This window comes from Acidovorax sp. LjRoot74 (assembly GCF_964254355.1).
Taxonomy (GTDB): domain Bacteria; phylum Pseudomonadota; class Gammaproteobacteria; order Burkholderiales; family Burkholderiaceae_C; genus Acidovorax.
The window spans coordinates 2,231,846-2,248,583 of record NZ_CAXUTI020000001.1; the positions used below are offsets into that span (position 1 = coordinate 2,231,846).

At 66.3% G+C, this 16,738-nt stretch carries 13 protein-coding genes; 8 read left to right on the forward strand and 5 right to left on the reverse strand.

Annotation, left to right across the window (positions count from 1 at the left end; all coding sequences use genetic code 11):
• Window positions 1–32: 32 nt before the first annotated feature.
• The 6 genes from ACSQ3O_RS10380 to ACSQ3O_RS10405 all read left to right on the forward strand — a co-directional run bounded on the left by ACSQ3O_RS10380 (window position 33) and on the right by ACSQ3O_RS10405 (window position 7,835).
• A complete protein-coding gene (locus ACSQ3O_RS10380; protein ID WP_436138787.1) occupies window positions 33–1,445 on the forward strand; it encodes a sodium:proton antiporter in 1,413 nt (470 codons plus the stop codon).
• Window positions 1,446–1,449: 4 nt separating this feature from the next.
• Window positions 1,450–2,439 (forward strand): 2-hydroxyacid dehydrogenase, encoded by a 990-nt coding sequence (locus ACSQ3O_RS10385; protein WP_436138788.1) that lies wholly within the window; start codon window positions 1,450–1,452, stop codon window positions 2,437–2,439.
• A 71-nt stretch (window positions 2,440–2,510) separates the two neighbouring features.
• Window positions 2,511–4,235 (forward strand): DNA recombination protein RmuC, encoded by a 1,725-nt coding sequence (gene rmuC, locus ACSQ3O_RS10390; protein WP_436138789.1) that lies wholly within the window; start codon window positions 2,511–2,513, stop codon window positions 4,233–4,235.
• Entirely contained in the window at window positions 4,232–5,431 is a 1,200-nt protein-coding gene (locus ACSQ3O_RS10395; RefSeq protein WP_436138790.1) for an MFS transporter, read from the forward strand. The genes rmuC and ACSQ3O_RS10395 overlap by 4 nt, the downstream gene beginning before the upstream one ends.
• A 50-nt stretch (window positions 5,432–5,481) precedes the next feature.
• Window positions 5,482–6,819 (forward strand): surface lipoprotein assembly modifier, encoded by a 1,338-nt coding sequence (locus tag ACSQ3O_RS10400; RefSeq protein ID WP_436138791.1) that lies wholly within the window; start codon window positions 5,482–5,484, stop codon window positions 6,817–6,819.
• Window positions 6,820–6,875: 56 nt separating this feature from the next.
• Window positions 6,876–7,835, forward strand: a complete 960-nt coding sequence (locus tag ACSQ3O_RS10405; RefSeq protein WP_436138792.1) for a FecR family protein — start codon at window positions 6,876–6,878, stop codon at window positions 7,833–7,835.
• Between the two features lie 36 nt (window positions 7,836–7,871).
• Here ACSQ3O_RS10405 and ACSQ3O_RS10410 read toward each other — a convergent pair whose 3' ends face one another.
• The 5 genes from ACSQ3O_RS10410 to ACSQ3O_RS10430 all read right to left on the reverse strand — a co-directional run bounded on the left by ACSQ3O_RS10410 (window position 7,872) and on the right by ACSQ3O_RS10430 (window position 12,194).
• Complete coding sequence (locus ACSQ3O_RS10410; RefSeq protein ID WP_436138793.1) at window positions 7,872–8,735, reverse strand: TIGR00730 family Rossman fold protein; 864 nt, start codon at window positions 8,733–8,735, stop codon at window positions 7,872–7,874.
• Window positions 8,736–8,853: 118 nt separating this feature from the next.
• Complete coding sequence (gene crcB, locus ACSQ3O_RS10415; RefSeq protein ID WP_436138794.1) at window positions 8,854–9,237, reverse strand: fluoride efflux transporter CrcB; 384 nt, start codon at window positions 9,235–9,237, stop codon at window positions 8,854–8,856.
• A gap of 120 nt (window positions 9,238–9,357) precedes the next feature.
• Window positions 9,358–10,662, reverse strand: coding sequence for a TRAP transporter large permease (locus tag ACSQ3O_RS10420; RefSeq protein WP_436138795.1), 1,305 nt, complete (start codon window positions 10,660–10,662; stop codon window positions 9,358–9,360).
• Window positions 10,663–10,682: 20 nt separating this feature from the next.
• Window positions 10,683–11,192 carry a TRAP transporter small permease gene (locus tag ACSQ3O_RS10425; protein WP_436138796.1) on the reverse strand — a complete coding sequence of 170 codons (510 nt, stop codon included), beginning with the start codon at window positions 11,190–11,192 and terminating at the stop codon, window positions 10,683–10,685.
• Between the two features lie 18 nt (window positions 11,193–11,210).
• Window positions 11,211–12,194, reverse strand: a complete 984-nt coding sequence (locus ACSQ3O_RS10430; protein WP_252658713.1) for a TRAP transporter substrate-binding protein — start codon at window positions 12,192–12,194, stop codon at window positions 11,211–11,213.
• Between the two features lie 187 nt (window positions 12,195–12,381).
• On the opposite strand from ACSQ3O_RS10430, the gene ACSQ3O_RS10435 reads away from it, so the two are divergent.
• Both ACSQ3O_RS10435 and ACSQ3O_RS10440 read left to right on the forward strand, forming a co-directional pair.
• The gene (locus tag ACSQ3O_RS10435) at window positions 12,382–12,936 is read left to right on the forward strand and encodes a winged helix DNA-binding protein (protein WP_252658714.1); all 555 of its coding nucleotides are present in this window, start codon (window positions 12,382–12,384) and stop codon (window positions 12,934–12,936) included.
• Between the two features lie 102 nt (window positions 12,937–13,038).
• Window positions 13,039–16,689: a hydantoinase B/oxoprolinase family protein gene (locus ACSQ3O_RS10440; RefSeq protein WP_436138797.1), complete on the forward strand. Its 3,651-nt coding sequence runs from the start codon at window positions 13,039–13,041 to the stop codon at window positions 16,687–16,689.
• The last annotated feature ends 49 nt before the right edge of the window (window positions 16,690–16,738 follow it).

The window sequence follows — 16,738 nt, forward strand, 5'->3', positions numbered from 1 at the left end:
TGAATTTTTAAAACTGGATGGAGACACAACCCATGAAACTCACGCGCGGGCTGGCAGTGGCCAGTCTTCTGGCGGCACTGCCCGGCTGGGCCCTGGCCGCAGACATTGATGGCAGCACGCTGTCGGTCCTTTGGGGTGTGCCGTTTGCAGGCATCCTGCTGTCGATTGCGCTCATGCCGCTGCTGGCACCCATCTTCTGGCACCACCATTTCGGCAAGGTCGCGGCCGCCTGGGGCCTGGCGTTTCTGCTGCCCTTTGCCATCACCTTCGGGCCGGGCGTGGCGGGTGTGAGCCTGGTGCATGCGCTGCTGGCCGAATACATCCCGTTCGTGATCCTGCTGACGGCGCTGTTCACCGTGGCGGGCGGCATCTTCATCCGCGGCAACCTGCACGGCAGCCCAGGGCTCAACACCGCCATCCTGGCCATTGGCGCGGTGCTGGCCAGCTTCATGGGCACCACCGGCGCGTCCATGCTGCTGATCCGCCCGCTGATCCGCGCCAACGACAACCGCAAGCATGTGGCGCATGTGGTGGTGTTCTTCATTTTCATCGTCTCCAACGCCGGGGGCTCGCTCACGCCGCTGGGCGATCCGCCACTGTTCCTGGGCTTCCTCAAGGGCGTGGACTTCTTCTGGACGGTGAGCCACATCTTCCAGGAAACCCTGTTCCTCGTGGGGGCGCTGCTGGCCATCTTCTTTGTGCTCGACACCTGGTACTACCGCCGCCGCGAAGAGCTGTTCAAGGCCGACCCCACGCCCGACAGCCGCTCCATTGGTTTTGACGGCAAGATCAACTTTGCGCTGCTGGGCGCGGTGGTGGCGCTGGTGCTGCTCAGCGGCTTTTGGAAGTCGCCCGTGGTGTTCAACATCGCGGGCACCGAGGTCGGCCTGCCCGGCATCGTGCGGGATGTGGGCCTCATCGTCGTGACGTTGGCGTCGCTGTGGCTCACGCCCAAGAAGGTGCACGAGGACAATCAGTTCGGCTGGGGGCCCATGCAGGAAGTGGCCAAGCTGTTTGCGGGCATCTTCCTCACCATCATCCCCGTCATCGCCATGCTCAAGGCCGGGGTCAACGGCCCGTTCGGCGCCATCGTGTCGGCCGTCACGCGGCCCGATGGTTCGCCCGACCCGGCCATGTACTTCTGGGCCACCGGCGCGCTCAGCTCCTTCCTCGACAACGCGCCCACCTACCTCGTGTTCTTCAATACCGCTGGTGGCGACCCGGCGGTGCTGATGACCACCCTGGCGCCCACGCTGGCCGCCATCTCGGCAGGGGCCGTGTTCATGGGCGCCAACACCTACATCGGCAACGCACCCAACCTCATGGTCAAGGCCATTGCCGAAGACCGGGGCGTGAAGATGCCGAGCTTCTTCGGCTACATGCTGTGGTCGGGGGGCATTCTGGTGCCGCTGTTCATCGTCATGACTTTCATCTGGTTTAGATAACTCCATGAGCCAACCCCGCATCCTGGTCGCGCGTGCGATCTTTCCCGACATCGTGGACCGCCTGCGTGAGCATTTCGACGTCGAAGCCAACCCCGACGATGTGATCTGGACCCCGGCCGAGTTGGCCGCGCGCCTGGCCGACAAGGACGGTGTGCTGACCACCGGCAGCCAGCGCATCGACGCCGCGCTGCTGGCGGCCGCGCCGCGCCTCAGGATCTGCGCCAACATGGCCGTGGGCTACAACAACTTTGACGTGGATGCCATGACCGCCGCAGGCGTTCAGGGGACCAACACGCCCGATGTGCTGACCGAGACCACGGCCGACTTCGGCTTTGCATTGCTGATGGCCACGGCCCGCCGCATGACCGAAAGCGAGCATTACCTGCGCGCCGGGAAGTGGACGAAGTGGAGCTACGACATGTTCGCGGGCAGCGACATCCACGGCAGCACGTTGGGCATCATCGGCATGGGCCGCATCGGGCAGGGGATTGCCAAGCGTGGCGCGCATGGCTTTGGCATGAAGGTGGTCTATCACAACCGCTCGCGCCTGTCGGCCGCGCTGGAAGCCGAATGCAAGGCCAGCTATGTCGGCAAAGAAGAACTTCTGCGCACGGCCGACCATGTGATGCTGGTTGTGCCTTACACGTCCGCGTCGCACCACACCATCGGCGCGGCCGAGCTGGCGCTGATGAAGCCCACGGCCACGCTCATCAACATTGCGCGCGGCGGCATCGTGGACGACGCGGCGCTGGCCGTGGCCCTGCGCGAGCGCCGCATTGCGGCGGCGGGCCTGGACGTGTTCGAGGGCGAGCCCAGCGTGCACCCCGACCTGCTCACCGTGCCCAACGTGGTGCTCACGCCCCACATTGCCAGCGCCACGGTGCCCACGCGCCGCGCCATGGCCAACCTGGCGGCCGACAACCTGATCGCCTTCCTGGGCGGGCACGGCCCGCTCACGCCGGTGAACCAGCCCGTGGCGGGTCTGCGCGGCTAGGTTTTGAAAAAAATTGGCTGCTACCGCGCGATGGATAAGCGGTAGCAGCTATCAAAATAATAGTAAATACCTTGACTACCGATACGCTTGTCTTGCTGGCCGTTCTGGCTCTGGTGGTGGTGCTGCTTGCGCTGGTGCTGCTGCGCCGCCCGCGTGTGGAGCTGCCCGCCGAATGGCTGGCGCGCCTGCAGTCACTGGAGGCCACGGCCCAGGCCACGCAGCTGGCCGTGGCCCGCAACGACGGTGCCATGGAGGCGATGGCGAAGCAGCTTTCGGGCTTCACGCAGGCCACGCAGCACCAGCTGGAGGCCCTGCGCGGCGCGGTGGACGAGCGGCTGGCCCAGGCCGTGGGCGAGTCCCGCACCGGCCGGGCCGAGCTGCTGGCCGCCTTTGGCGCGTTTGAGGCCAAGCTGGAGCAGCGCCTGGCCCAGGGCCAGGCCGAGGCCGCCCTGGCGCGCAAGGAGCTGTCCGACGCGCTGGCCGCCTTCCGCGCCGAACTCACGCAGACCGCGCAATCGCTCGCGTCAGACAGCCAGCGCTCGCGCGAGGCGCTGGCCGAAAGCACGCAGCTGTTCGAGCAGCGCATCCAGGAGCGCTTCGAAGCCCTGTCGGCCGCTACGCGCGGCACGCTTGACTCGCTCAAGACCGACATCCAGACGCAGATGGGCACGGTATCTACCGCGCTCAAGGACCAGCTCGAAGCCAACGGCAACCAGATTCGCAACCAGTTCTCGGTGCTGCAGGACGCCGTCTCGCAGCAGCTCACGGGCATGGTGCAGGGCAGCCAGCACAACGCCGAGCAGCTGCGCAATGCGCTCAATGAACGCCTGGCCGCCATCCAGGCCGACAACGCCACCAAGCTCGAAGAAATGCGCCGCACGGTGGATGAAAAGCTGCATGCCACGCTGGAGCAGCGCCTGGGCGAGTCCTTCAAGCTGGTGAGCGACCGGCTCGAACAGGTGCACAAGGGCCTGGGTGAGATGCAGACCCTGGCGGGCAGCGTGGGCGACTTGAAACGCGTGATGACCAACGTGAAGACGCGTGGCACCTGGGGCGAAATGCAGCTGGGCGCCATCATCGACAACGTGCTCACGCCGGACCAGTTCGCGCGCAACGTCAAGACCGTGCCGGGCAGCGACGAGCTGGTCGAATTTGCGATCCGCCTGCCCGGCAAAAGCGACGAGCACCCGGTGTGGCTGCCCATCGACTCCAAGTACCCCGTGGAGCAGTACCAGCGCCTGCTGGACGCGCAGGACGCTGCCGACAAGGCGGCCATCCTGTCAGCGGGCAATGCGTTCGAGACCTCGATCAAGCTTGAAGCGAAGAAGATCTTCGCCAAATACGTCTCGCCCCCGCACACCACCGACTTTGCCGTGCTCTACCTGCCCACCGAAGGCCTGTTTGCCGAAGTCATGCGCCGCCCCGGCCTGGTGGAAGCCGTGCAGAACGACTGCCGCGTGATGATCACCGGCCCGGCCAACCTGGCGGCCATGCTCAACAGCCTGCAGATGGGCTTCAAGACGCTGGCGATCGAGAAACGCTCGTCCGAGGTCTGGAGCCTCTTGGGCATGGTCAAGACCGAGTTCGCCAAGTTTGGCGATGTGGTCGAAGCCACCAAAAAGTCCATCGACGCCGCCGCCAAGAAGTTTGACGAGGTGGGCGTGCGCACCCGCGCCATCCAGCGCAAGCTGCGCGACGTGCAGGAGCTGCCCGCACCCGACGCCGCCCGTGCACCGCTGGCAGGCGCCCGCACGGCGGCCTTGCCTGGGCTGGACCCGGAGGACGACCTGTTGTGAACGCCACACTGGCCCGGTTGATCGCTGGCCAGATTTGCGTGCACGGCAGCATGGCCGGCATGCGCCTGGCCGCGCCGCTGCTGGCGCTGCGCGAGGGCCACAGTGCGGCGGCCGTGGGCTTGCTGGTGGCGCTGTTTGCGCTCACGCAGGTGTTTCTGGCGCTGCCTGCGGGCCGCTATGCCGACCGCCATGGGATCAAGCGGCCGGTGGGCTACTCGGTGGCCGTGGCCTGTGTGGGCGCGGGGATGGCCGTGGTGTTCCCGACCTTTCCCGTGCTGTGCCTGGCAGCGCTGATGACCGGCGCCGCCGCTGGGGCCGCCACGATTGCCGTGCAGCGCCACGCGGGCCGCGCCGTGCACGATGCGACCGAACTCAAGCAGGTGTTCAGCTGGCTGTCCATCGGCCCGGCGGTGTCCAACTTCATCGGCCCGTTTGCGGCCGGGCTGGCGATTGACCTGGCGGGCAGCACGCCGGGCAGCCTGGAGGGCTACCGCGCGGCGTTTGCCTTGCTGGCGTTGCTGCCCTTGCTCAGCTGGTTCTGCGTTCGGGGTCTGCCAGACATTCCGGCCCCTGTGGCTGCTGCGGGGGGCGCGGCGGGCGGCGCACCCCAGCGTGCCTGGGACTTGCTGGGCGATGCGCCGTTTCGCCGCCTGCTGATCGTCAACTGGCTGATCTCCTCTTGCTGGGACGTGCATGCGTTTGCCGTGCCGCTGCTGGGGCACGAGCGCGGGCTGTCGGCCGCCGTGATCGGCACCATCTTTGGCGCGTTTGCGATTGCCGCCACCGTGATCCGCGTGCTGATGCCTTTTGTGGCCAGGCAACTGCGCGAGCAGGCCGTGATGGCGGTGGCCATGCTGGTCACGGCCGTGCTGTTTGCGGTGTACCCGCTGCTGCACAGCGCCTGGGCCATGGGCCTGTGCTCGGTGCTGCTGGGCCTGGCGCTGGGCACGGGGCAGCCCATGGTGATGAGCCTGCTACACCAGATCACGCCGTCCCACCGCCAGGGCGAGGCGCTGGGCCTGCGGCTGATGGCGATCAACGCGTCCAGCGTGCTGATGCCGCTGATGTTCGGCTCGGCCGGGGCGGTGATTGGCGTGAGTGGCCTGTTCTGGGCCGTGGGCGCAGCGGGTCTCGGGGGCTCGCGGCTGGCGTGGCGCATTGCAAACAGGGTTCCCGAGGAGTCCCAAAAAGCGTAAACAGGTGTAAATTGCCTTTACCCGTCAGCGGGTTCCGAGAGGGGGCTGTCATGTACCTTCGATTCTGGTCACGGCGCGTGTTGCCATGGTGCCTGGCCTCGGCGCTGGGCGCGGGCCTGCCGTCTGTAGCGCTGGCCGATGAGGTGGTCGAGCAGGCCACCGCCCTGGTGCGCCAGGGGCAGGCGGCGCAGGCCTTTCAATTGCTGGATGCCCACGAGGCCCGGCGCGCGGGCGACCCCGTGTTTGACGCCGCCATGGGCGAGGCGGCCCATGCCGCAGGCCAGTACACGCGGGCCATCATGGCGCGCGAGCGGGTGCTGGCGGCCGACCCCGGCAACCAGGCCGCCCAGGTGGCGCTGGGGCAGTCGCTGCAGGCCGTGGGCGACCGGCGCGGGGTGCTGGCGCTGCCGCCCCAGGTGCAGGCCTTGCTGATTCCCGTGGATGCGGGGCACACCCTGGACCAGTTCCTGTACTCGTACGACCGCCCCGAATATGGCGGCCATTCCTCGATCAAGGGCTATGTGGAGTTGGGCGTGGGCCATGACTCCAACGCCAATGCCGCGCCCGTGGTGGGCGAGTTGCAGTCCCCCGTGCCGGGCACGCCGCCCTGGGCCCTGCTGCCCGAGGCGCGGGCCACCTCGGGCAACTATGTGGTGGCGCAGGGCGGGCTGCGGGGCCGGGCGGTGATCAATTCGCGCTGGTCGGTGGTGGGCACGGCGCTGGGCGCCACGCGGCACTACACGGGCCAGGCCGACCGGTTTGACCACACGGCCCTGGACGCCGCTTTGGGCATGGCCTGGCGGGCCGAGCGGCATGAGGTGATTGTCTCGGGGCAGGGCTCGTACTACGCACTCGACGGCTCGCGGCTGCGCACCATGGGCGGTGTGCTGGGCGAGTGGATCTACCGCATCGACGGCTTCCGCCAGTGGGGCAGCTTCTTGCAGGTTCTGGAGGTGCGCTACCCCACGCAGGACTTGCGCAACGTGCGGCGCAGCGTGCTGGGCACCTCGTATTCGCACCTGTTTCGCCAAGGCGCCTCGGTCTATGCGGGCGTGTATGGCGGGCGCGAGCAGCCCAAGGCCAGCGATGCCGACCCGCTGGGCCACCGCCTGTGGGGCGTGCGCCTGGGCGGGCAGTGGCCTCTGGCGCCGCAGTGGACGGTGTTTGCCAGCACCGACTGGGAGCACCGGCACTATGGCGGGGCAGACCCGTTTTTTGCCGTGACCCGCACCGACCGCCAGGCCCAGGTGGCGCTGGGCCTGAACTGGACCCCCGCGCCCGGCTGGCGCGTGACGCCGCAGTGGCAGTTCACGCGCAACGCCTCCACGCTGCCCATCACCGACTATGAGCGGCGGGTGTTTTCCATCCTGCTGCGCCGGGAGTTCTGAATGCAGCGGCACGTGTTGACCTGGGGCCTTGCTGCGGCGACGCCATGGAGGTGCTTATGACATCCGACCAAAAACGCGCCCGGCTGGCGCTGCTGATGGGCATGGTGGCGGCCTGGCCACTCACCGGTCTGGCGGCCGCCGGGCTGGTGCAGTTCACGGCGGGCGATGTGCAGCTGCGCCGGGGCGACAGCCTCTCGCGCCTGGCCAAGGGGGCCGAGCTGGACGGCGGCGACGTGGTGCTCACCGGCACCGAGGGGCGCGCGCAGATCCGTTTTACCGATGGCGGCCTGGTGGCGCTGTACCCGGACTCGCAGTTCACCGTGACCCGCTACGCCGACGGCGCAGGCACGGGCGAAGACCATTTTGTGGTCAACCTGCTGCGCGGCGGCATGCGCGCGCTCACCGGGCTCATCGGCAAGCGCAATCCCGCCAGCTACAAGGTCATCACGCCCACGGCCGTGGTAGGCATCCGGGGCTCGGCCTTCATGCTGGCCATCGATGCCAACGGTAAGGTGCTGGTGTCGGGCGAGCAGGACGAGATAGAGGTCTGCACCCAGGCCGGCTGTGTGGGCGTGACGGCTGGCGAGGCGGTACTGGTGCTCTCTGACCAGGAACTGCCGGTGTACACCCACACCCGCGCCTTGCTGCCGGTGCCCGAGCTGCCCACGCCCATGCTGGTGGGTGAGCAGCTGGATGTGCAAGGGCGCCGCGCGTTTGTGTACATCGTCCCGGCGCCCACTCCGGCGCCGGTTCCCGTGGCGCCACCGCCGCCCATCATGGCGCCACCTCCCCCGGTGCCCGTGGCACCACCTCCACCTACGGACGACTCCCAGCCCCCGGCGCCGACCACACCACCGCCGCCCACGCGGCCCACGCCGCCGCCGCCGACGACCACGGCGCCGCCGCCTGCCACCACGGCACCACCACCACCCACGGTGCGGCCACCGTTCGTGTTCGTCCCGGTGCTGCCGATCATCCTGCTGCCTCCGCCGCCACCGCCACCGGTGATCCGTTAGCAGTGGTGGCGCCTGGGCGCCAGTGCGCCCCGGGGGTCAGAGCTTGTAGAACGCCCGGATCAAATCCCAGGCTTCCTGTGGGTCGTCGGTGTAGTGGAAGAGCTTCAGGTCCTGCGCAGAGATGGTGCCTTCTTCCACCAGCACGTCGAAGTTGATCAGGCGCTTCCAGTAGTCCGTGCCGCACAGCACGATGGGCACGGGCTTGGCCTTGCCGGTCTGCACCAGGGTCAGCACCTCGAACAGTTCGTCGAGCGTGCCAAACCCGCCCGGGAAGGCCACCAGCGCCTTGGCGCGCATCATGAAATGCATCTTGCGCAGGGCGAAGTAGTGGAACTTGAAACTCAGCGACGGCGTGATGTAGCGGTTGCCGCTTTGCTCGTGCGGCAGGGCGATGTTCAGGCCCACATTCAGCGCGCCTTCGTCGTGTGCGCCCCGGTTGGCGGCTTCCATGATGCCGGGGCCGCCGCCGGTGCAGATGTACAGGCGCTCGGACTCGGGCTTGCCATTGCTGTACTGCGCGACCAGGCGCGAGAACTGGCGGGCCAGGTCATAGTGGCGCGCGTTGCGCACGGCGAGCTTGGCGCGTGCAATCTGCGTGGCGTCTCCTGTGGCTTCGGCGGCTTTCAGGGCCTCGGCGGCGTCTTCAGGCGCCATGAAGCGGGCGCTGCCAAACACGACGATGGTGTTCTCGATGCCTTGCTCTGTCTGCCCCAGGTCGGGCTTGAGCATCTCCAGCTGAAAGCGGATGCCGCGCGTTTCGCGGCGGAACAGGAATTCGGGGTCGGCAAAGGCCATGCGGTAAGCGTCGGCCTGTAGCGGGTTGCCGTTGGTGGCGTGGTTGTGCAGCTCGGCCCAGGCATCGGCCAGGCGGCGTTCATTGAGTTGGGTGTTGGCTTCCATGGCAGGACTCTTGGTTGGGTCTGTGAATTGGGGGGGGGGCCTTGGGGGCCGACCGGTGACAGGATGGGCAGCAGTGTGGCGGGAATTTATGACAAAAAAACCTGCTTGCGCGCAACCATCAAGCGCGTGACGCTATGAAATATGAAGCAGTTTGCATGCCAAGCACGGTCAGGCCCAGCGAGCCCAGCAGGTGCAGTGCGGTTGTGCCCAGCGCAAGGGCATAACGCTGCGCCATCAGCATCTCGACGACTTCGGCCGAGAAGCTGGAAAACGTGGTGAGTGCGCCCAGAAACCCCGTGACCAGCGCCAGCCGCCACACCGGGTCCAGCTGGGGCATGGCGTGGAACACGGCCACACACACGCCAATCAGGTAGCCGCCCACGAGGTTGGCGGTGAGGGTGCCCCAGGGAATCAGCCCGCCAGGGCTGAGCCACAGGCCCAGGCGCCAGCGCGCCAATGCGCCCACACAGGCGCCGATGCAGATGGCAAAAACGTTCAACATCGGGCCATTGTCGCTGGATTTAAGGGCCTCACAATCGCTTCGCGCCGCCCCTAAAGCACAAAGCGGGGCGGCCTTGATGGGGCCGTCCCGCTTTGCTGTGTCTGCTGGCTGCAGGTGGGTTCAGCGCGCTGCCATCTGCTGCGGCAGCCAGGTCACGATGCCGGGGAAGATGTAGATCAATGCCACGGCGCCGCACATGAGCAAAAACATGGGCACGGTCACCTTGGCAATCCAGGGCAGCTGGCGCCCCGTCATGCCCTGCAGCACGAACAGGTTGAAGCCCACGGGCGGTGTGATCTGCGCCATCTCGACCACCAGCACGATGAAGATGCCGAACCAGATCGGGTCGATGCCGGCCGCCTGCACAGTGGGCATGAGCACGCCCATGGTCAGCACCACCATCGAGATGCCATCGAGGAAGCACCCGAGGATGATGAAGAACACTGCCAGTGCCGCAATCAGCTGCGCCTTGTTGAGCCCTAGCGACGCAATCCATTCGGCCAAGTGGCGCGGCAAGCCGATGTAGCCCATCGACAGCGTGAGGAAAGCAGCACCCGCGAGGATCAGCGCGATCATGCAGTACAGCCGCGTGGCGCCCATGAGCGAGGCCTTGAAGGTGCTCCAGTTCATCGAGCCCTGCACGGCCGAGAGAATGAGCGAGCCCACCACGCCCACGGCCGCTGCCTCGGTGGCGGTGGCAAAGCCGGTGTAGATGCTGCCCAGCACGGCGGCAATCAGCAGCACCACAGGGATCAGGCTGCGCGACTCGGCCAGCTTCTGCATGAAAGTAAGGCGCACGTCGGCGGCCGGCACCTGGTCGGGGTGGCGCAGCGCCCACAGCATGATGTAGCCCGAGAACAGGGCCGCGAGCAGAATGCCCGGCAGCACGCCCGCAATGAACAGCTGCGAGATCGACACCTCGGCCGACACGCCGTACACGATCATGATGATCGACGGCGGAATCAAGAGGCCCAGCGTGCTGGCCCCGGCCAGCGTGCCCACGACCATGTGTTCGGGGTAGCCCCGGCGCGTCAGCTCGGGCAGCGTCATCTTGCCGATGGTGGCGCAGGTGGCCGCGCTGGAGCCCGACACCGCCGCAAAGATCGTGCAGCCCACCACGTTGGTGTGCAACAGGCGGCCCGGCAGCGCCTGCACCCAGGGGGCCAGGCCCTTGAACATGTCCTGCGACAGTCGGGTGCGGAACAGGATTTCGCCCATCCAGATGAACAGGGGCAGGGCGGTGAGCGTCCAGCTGGAGGCACTGCCCCAGATGGTCACGGCCATGGCGTCGCCTGCTGGGCGCGCCGAGAACAGTTGCATGCCGATCCAGGCAACGCCCGAGAGGGTCAGCCCGATCCATACGCCGCTGCCCAGGATCAGAAACAGCGACAGGACCAGCAGGCCGGTAATGGCGAGATCACTCATGGTGGGTAGTGCCCGATTTCTTATTCATTGCGCAGGGCTTCGCCAGAGGCTGCTTCAGAGCGTTTGCCCATCAGCTCCAGCACCAGCTCGTCGATGAAGGCGATGGCCAGGATGACCGTGCCCACGGCCATGGCGATCTGCGGAATCCACAGCGGTGTGGCGTCGCTGCCGGTGGAGATGTCGTGAAACTCGTGCGATTGCCAGGCCAGCTTGCAGCTGTACACCGCAAACAGCACGGCCAACAGCGTGGCAATGGCCAGCGCCCAGATCTCGAACGCCTTCTTGGCGCCGCCCCTCAAAAAGTTGAGCAGCAGCGTGACGCGGATGTGCTCGCCGCGCTTCAGGGTGTGGGCCAGCGCCAGAAAACCCGCAGCGGCCATCAGGTAGCCTGCATAGGCATCGGTGCCCGGCACGTGGAAATGGAACTGCCGGCTGGCGATGGACAACAGCACCATGCCCAGCAGGCCGACCATGAAAAGCGCCGCCAGGGCGGCGGCGCTGTCGTACAGAAAGTCCAGCAGACGACGCATGTGCGTGGGTGCCCGGGCTTACTTGCGGTAGGCGTCGATGAGCGCCTTGCCTTCGGGGCCGGCCTTGTCCAGCCATTCCTTGAGCATGGTGTCGCCCACCTTGGCCATGTCGGCCTTCAGGGCGGCGGGCGGCGCTTCCACGCTCATGCCATTGGCCTTGAGCTTGGCGATGGTGTCGGTATTGACCTTGGCACTGGCGGCCCAGCCGCGTGCTTCGGCATCGGCACCGGCCTTCAGCAGGGCGTCCTGGCTGGGCTTGTCCAGTGCGTCAAACGCCTTCTTGTTCACCAGCACCGCGTTCTTGGGCAGCCAAGCCTGGGTGTCGTAGTAGAACTTGAGGTGCTCGTACAGCTTGCTGTCGACGCCAGTGGCGCCCGACGTCATGGTCGATTCGACCACGCCCGTGGCCAGCGCTTGCGAGAACTCTGCGGCCTGCACCGTCACAGGCTGCGCGCCCACCAGCTCGGCAATGCGGGCGGTGGCGGGGCTGTAAGCGCGCCACTTGATACCCTTGAGGTCGGCGGCCGAGGCCAGGGGCTTCTTGGTGTAGATGCCTTGGGGAGGCCAGGCCACGGCATACAGCAGCACCATGCCTTGTTCGGCCAGCTTCTTTTCAAGGAAAGGCTTCTGCGCGGCGTAGAGCTTTTTGGAGGCGTCGTAGCTGTCGGCCAGGAAGGGCAGGCCATCCACGCCAAACAGCTGCCATTCGTTCTGGAAGTTGGCGAGCAGGATCTCGCCCATCTGCGCCTGGCCGCCTTGCACGGCGCGCTTGATCTCGGGGGCCTTGAACAGCGCGGCGTTGGCATGGACCGTGATCTTGAGCTTGCCGCCCGTGGCCTTGTCCACATCGCTGGCCAGCTGCACCATGTTCTCGGTGTGGAAGTTGGTGGCGGGGTAGGCGGCGGCCAGGTCCCACTTGGTCTGGGCGAATGCCGAGGTGGCAGACAGGCCCGCAGCCAAGGTCAGGGCGAGTGCGGTCACGGGGAAGATTCGACGCTTCATGGATATTGCTCCGCAGGGTTGGATGTACAAGGTTGGATGTAACAAATCACTGTATCGGAAGCCGATCCGATTGCGATAGGTGTTTTGCCTAAACGCTGACAAATTGCCAACAAATTACCATCGACTTGCCTACAATGCCCCATGCATAACCCGTGCCAATGACAGAACCTGCAGGCCCGAACCTTCCATGAAATCTGACGCCAAGCCCAAGGCCAAGTCCGTGCTTCCACCCAAAGCCGACTCCGGCCCCATCGTGTCGTCGGCGCACCTGGTGTCGGCGCAGAGCGCGGAGATGAGCGAGTTCGAGTTTGGCCTCATCGTGGCGGGTAATGCGTTCCACCGCTGGGTGGTGCACTGCATGGCAGCGGCGGGGCTCAAGGACCTGACGCCGCTCGACGTGGTGGTGCTGCACCATGTCACGCACCGCGCGCGCGACAAGCGCTTGGCCGACATCTGTTTCATCATGAACGTGGAAGACACGCACCTGGTGAATTACTCGCTCAAAAAGCTGCAGACGCTGGGTGTGGTGGCCTCGCAAAAGAATGGCAAGGAAGTGACCTATGCCGCCACCGACACCGGCCGCGCCTATGTGCAGCGCTACCGCGAGATTCGCGAGAGCTGCCTGATCGATGCGCTCAAGGCCGACGATGCGCTCAACCGCGACATTGGCGAGCTGGCCCGTTTGCTGCGTGTGCTCTCGGGCATGTACGACCAGGCGGCGCGCTCGGCAGCGTCTTTGTGATGCAGACAGCCTATGTGGCTTGCATGGCTCAAAATCTGAATAAAAAATGGCTCTTGCGCGCAATTTTAAAGCGCTGATAGCTATCAATTGAGTAGCATTGATATGTCCAACCAACCCTCTCCCATGTCCCGCTGGCAGTTCTGGATTGACCGGGGCGGCACCTTCACCGACGTGGTGGGCAAGCGGCCGGACGGCACCCTGGTCACGCACAAGCTGCTGTCCGAGAACCCCGTGCAGTACAAGGACGCGGCCGTGGCCGGCATTCGCCACCTGCTCGGTTTGAAGCCCGGCGAGGCGGTGACGCCCGAGCTGGTGGAGTGCGTGAAGATGGGCACCACCGTGGCCACCAACGCGCTCTTGGAGCGCAAGGGCGAGCCCACGCTGCTCATCACCACCAAGGGCTTCAAGGACGCGCTGCGCATTGCCTACCAGAACCGCCCGCGTTTGTTTGACCGGCACATCGTGCTGCCCGAGCTGCTGTACGAGCGCGTGATCGAGGCGCAGGAGCGGGTGGGCGCGCAGGGTGAAGTGATCGAGCCGCTGGACGAAGCGCATTTGAAGGAACGCCTCTGGGCCGCCTACGACGCGGGCCTGCGCAGCGCGGCCATTGTGTTCATGCACGGCTACCGCTACACCGCCCACGAAGAGGCTGCGGCCCGCATTGCGCGCGAGGTGGGCTTCACGCAGGTGAGTGCATCGCACGCCACCAGCCCCATGATGAAGCTGGTGAGCCGGGGCGACACCACGGTGGTGGATGCGTACCTCTCGCCCATCCTGCGCCGGTACGTGGACCAGGTGGCCAGCGAGATGCCGGGCGTCAAGCTGTTCTTCATGCAGTCGTCGGGCGGCCTGACGGATGCGCAGGTGTTCCAGGGTAAGGACGCTATCCTGTCGGGCCCCGCAGGCGGCATCGTCGGCATGGCCCGCACCGCCGGTTTGGCAGGCCACGACAAGGTCATCGGCTTCGACATGGGCGGCACCAGTACCGACGTGAGCCACTACGCGGGCGAGTTCGAGCGCGAGTTCGAGACCCAGGTGGCAGGCGTGCGCATGCGTGCGCCCATGATGAGTATCCATACCGTCGCTGCGGGCGGCGGCTCCATCCTCGGTTTTGATGGCGCACGCTTCCGCGTCGGCCCCGAAAGCGCGGGTGCCAACCCTGGCCCCGCCAGCTACCGCCGGGGCGGCCCGCTGGCCGTGACGGATGCGAACGTGATGGTGGGCAAGATCCAGCCCGCGCATTTCCCCAAGGTGTTTGGCCATGCGGCCAACGAGGCGCTGGACCGCAATGTGGTGGCGCAAAAGTTTGCGCAACTGGCGGTGCAAAGCGGCCGCTCGCAAGAAGACGTAGCCCACGGCTTCATCCAGATCGCCGTGCAGCAGATGGCCAATGCCATCAAGAAGATCAGCGTCGCGCGTGGCTATGACGTGACGCGCTACACCCTGCAGTGCTTTGGCGGCGCAGGCGGCCAGCATGCGTGCCTGGTGGCCGATGCCCTGGGCATGACCCGCGTGTTTGTGCACCCGCTGGCCGGTGTGCTCAGCGCCTACGGCATGGGCCTGGCCGACCAGAACGTGATCCGCGAACAGGCGGTGGAAACCAAGCTGGTGCCCGAAGCACTCGCAGGCATCGAAGCCACGCTGGAGCAACTGGCCACCACCGCCCGCACCGAGCTGGAGCGCCAGCAGGCGGGCGCGGGCACTGCGGTGGTGCACCGCCGCGTGCATGTGCGCTACGAGGGCAGCGACTCGGCGCTGATTGTTCCGTTTGGTTCATTGGCCGAGATCACCGCTGGCTTTGAAGCGGCCTACCGCCAGCGCTTTGCCTTCCTCATGCAAGGCAAAGGTCTGGTGGTCGAAGCGGTTTCTGTCGAGGCCGTGGTGCCCGGCGACGCCCCCGTGGAGCCACGCCACGCGCTGCAGTCTGCCCGCGAGGTGCCGCGCCGCAGCACCGTGCGCATGTACACCGGCGGCGTGGACGGCGTGCCCGCGTGGCACGACGCCGCCCTGGTGGTGCGCGAGGATCTGCGCCCCGGCGACGTGATCCCCGGCCCGGCCATCATTGCCGAGAAGAACGCCACCACCATCGTGGAGCCCGGCTGGGAGGCCGCGCTGACCGAGCTGGACCACCTGCTGCTCAACCGCCACGTGGCGCGCGCCGTGCAGCATGCCGTGGGCACCACGGTGGACCCGGTGCTGCTGGAGGTGTTCAACAACCTGTTCATGAACATCGCCGAGCAGATGGGCCTGCAGCTGCAGAACACCGCGTACTCGGTCAACATCAAGGAGCGGCTGGACTTCAGCTGTGCGCTGTTCGACACCGCAGGCAACCTGATTGCCAACGCGCCGCACATGCCGGTACACCTGGGTTCGATGGGCGAGAGCATCAAGACCGTGATCCGCGAGAACAGCGGCAAGATGCAGCCCGGCGACGTGTTCGTGCTGAACGACCCGTACCACGGCGGCACGCACCTACCGGACATCACCGTCATCACGCCGGTCTACATTGCCGATGAGGCGACACCCACGTTCTACGTGGGTAGCCGGGGCCATCACGCCGATGTGGGCGGCACCACGCCAGGCTCCATGCCACCGTTCTCCACGCGCATCGAGGAAGAGGGCGTGCAGATCAACAACGTGAAGCTGGTGGAGCGCGGCGTGCTGCGCGAGGCGGAGATGATTGCGCTGCTGGAAAGCGGCGAGTACCCCAGCCGCAACCCGCAGCAGAACATGGCGGACTTGCGCGCGCAGATCGCAGCCAACGAGAAAGGCCAGCAGGAGCTGCGCCGCATGGTGGGCGAGTTTGGCCTGGATGTCGTGCAGGCCTACATGCGCCATGTGCAGGACAACGCCGAAGAGTCCGTGCGCCGCGTGATCACACGGCTCAAGGACGGTGCATTCACCCTGCCGCTGGACAACGGCGCGCAGATCAGCGTGGCCGTGAAGGTGGATGCGCAAAGCCGCAGCGCCACCATCGACTTCACCGGCACCAGCCCGCAGCAGACCCACAACTTCAACGCGCCCACGGCGGTGTGCATGGCGGCGGTGCTGTATGTGTTCCGCACGCTGGTCGATGACGACATTCCGCTCAACGCCGGGTGCCTCAAACCGCTCAACGTCATCATCCCGCCGGGCAGCATGCTCAACCCCAATCCGCCAGCCTCGGTGGTAGCGGGCAATGTGGAGACTTCTACCTGCATCACCAATGCGCTGTATGGCGCGCTGGGCCTGATGGCGGCGGGGCAGTGCACCATGAACAACTTCACCTTTGGCAGCACGCGCTACCAGTACTACGAGACCATCTCGGGCGGTAGCGGCGCGGGTGGCGTGTGGGATGTGAATGGGCAGCTGGTGGGCGGGTTTGGCGGCACCAGCGTCGTGCAGTGCCACATGACCAACTCGCGCCTGACAGACCCGGAGGTGCTGGAGTTCCGCTTTCCGGTGCGGCTGGAGGGCTACGAGATCCGCAAGGGCTCGGGCGGTGCGGGGCAGTACAAGGGCGGCGACGGCGGCATCCGCCGTGTGCGCTTTCTGGAGCCCATGACGGCCAGCATTCTGTCGAACGGCCGCCACCATGGCGCGTTTGGCATGGCAGGCGGCAAGCCGGGTGCCGTGGGCATCAACAAGGTGGTGCGCAGCGATGGCCGGGTGGAGCTGCTGGACCATATCGGCCAGGCCGAGATGCTGCCGGGCGATGTGTTCGAGATCCACACGCCGGGCGGTGGCGGTTTCGGGTCTTCAGACCAAAAATAGTGCTAAAAATGGCTGCTTGCGCGCGTCCATCAAGCGCAGGCAGCTATCA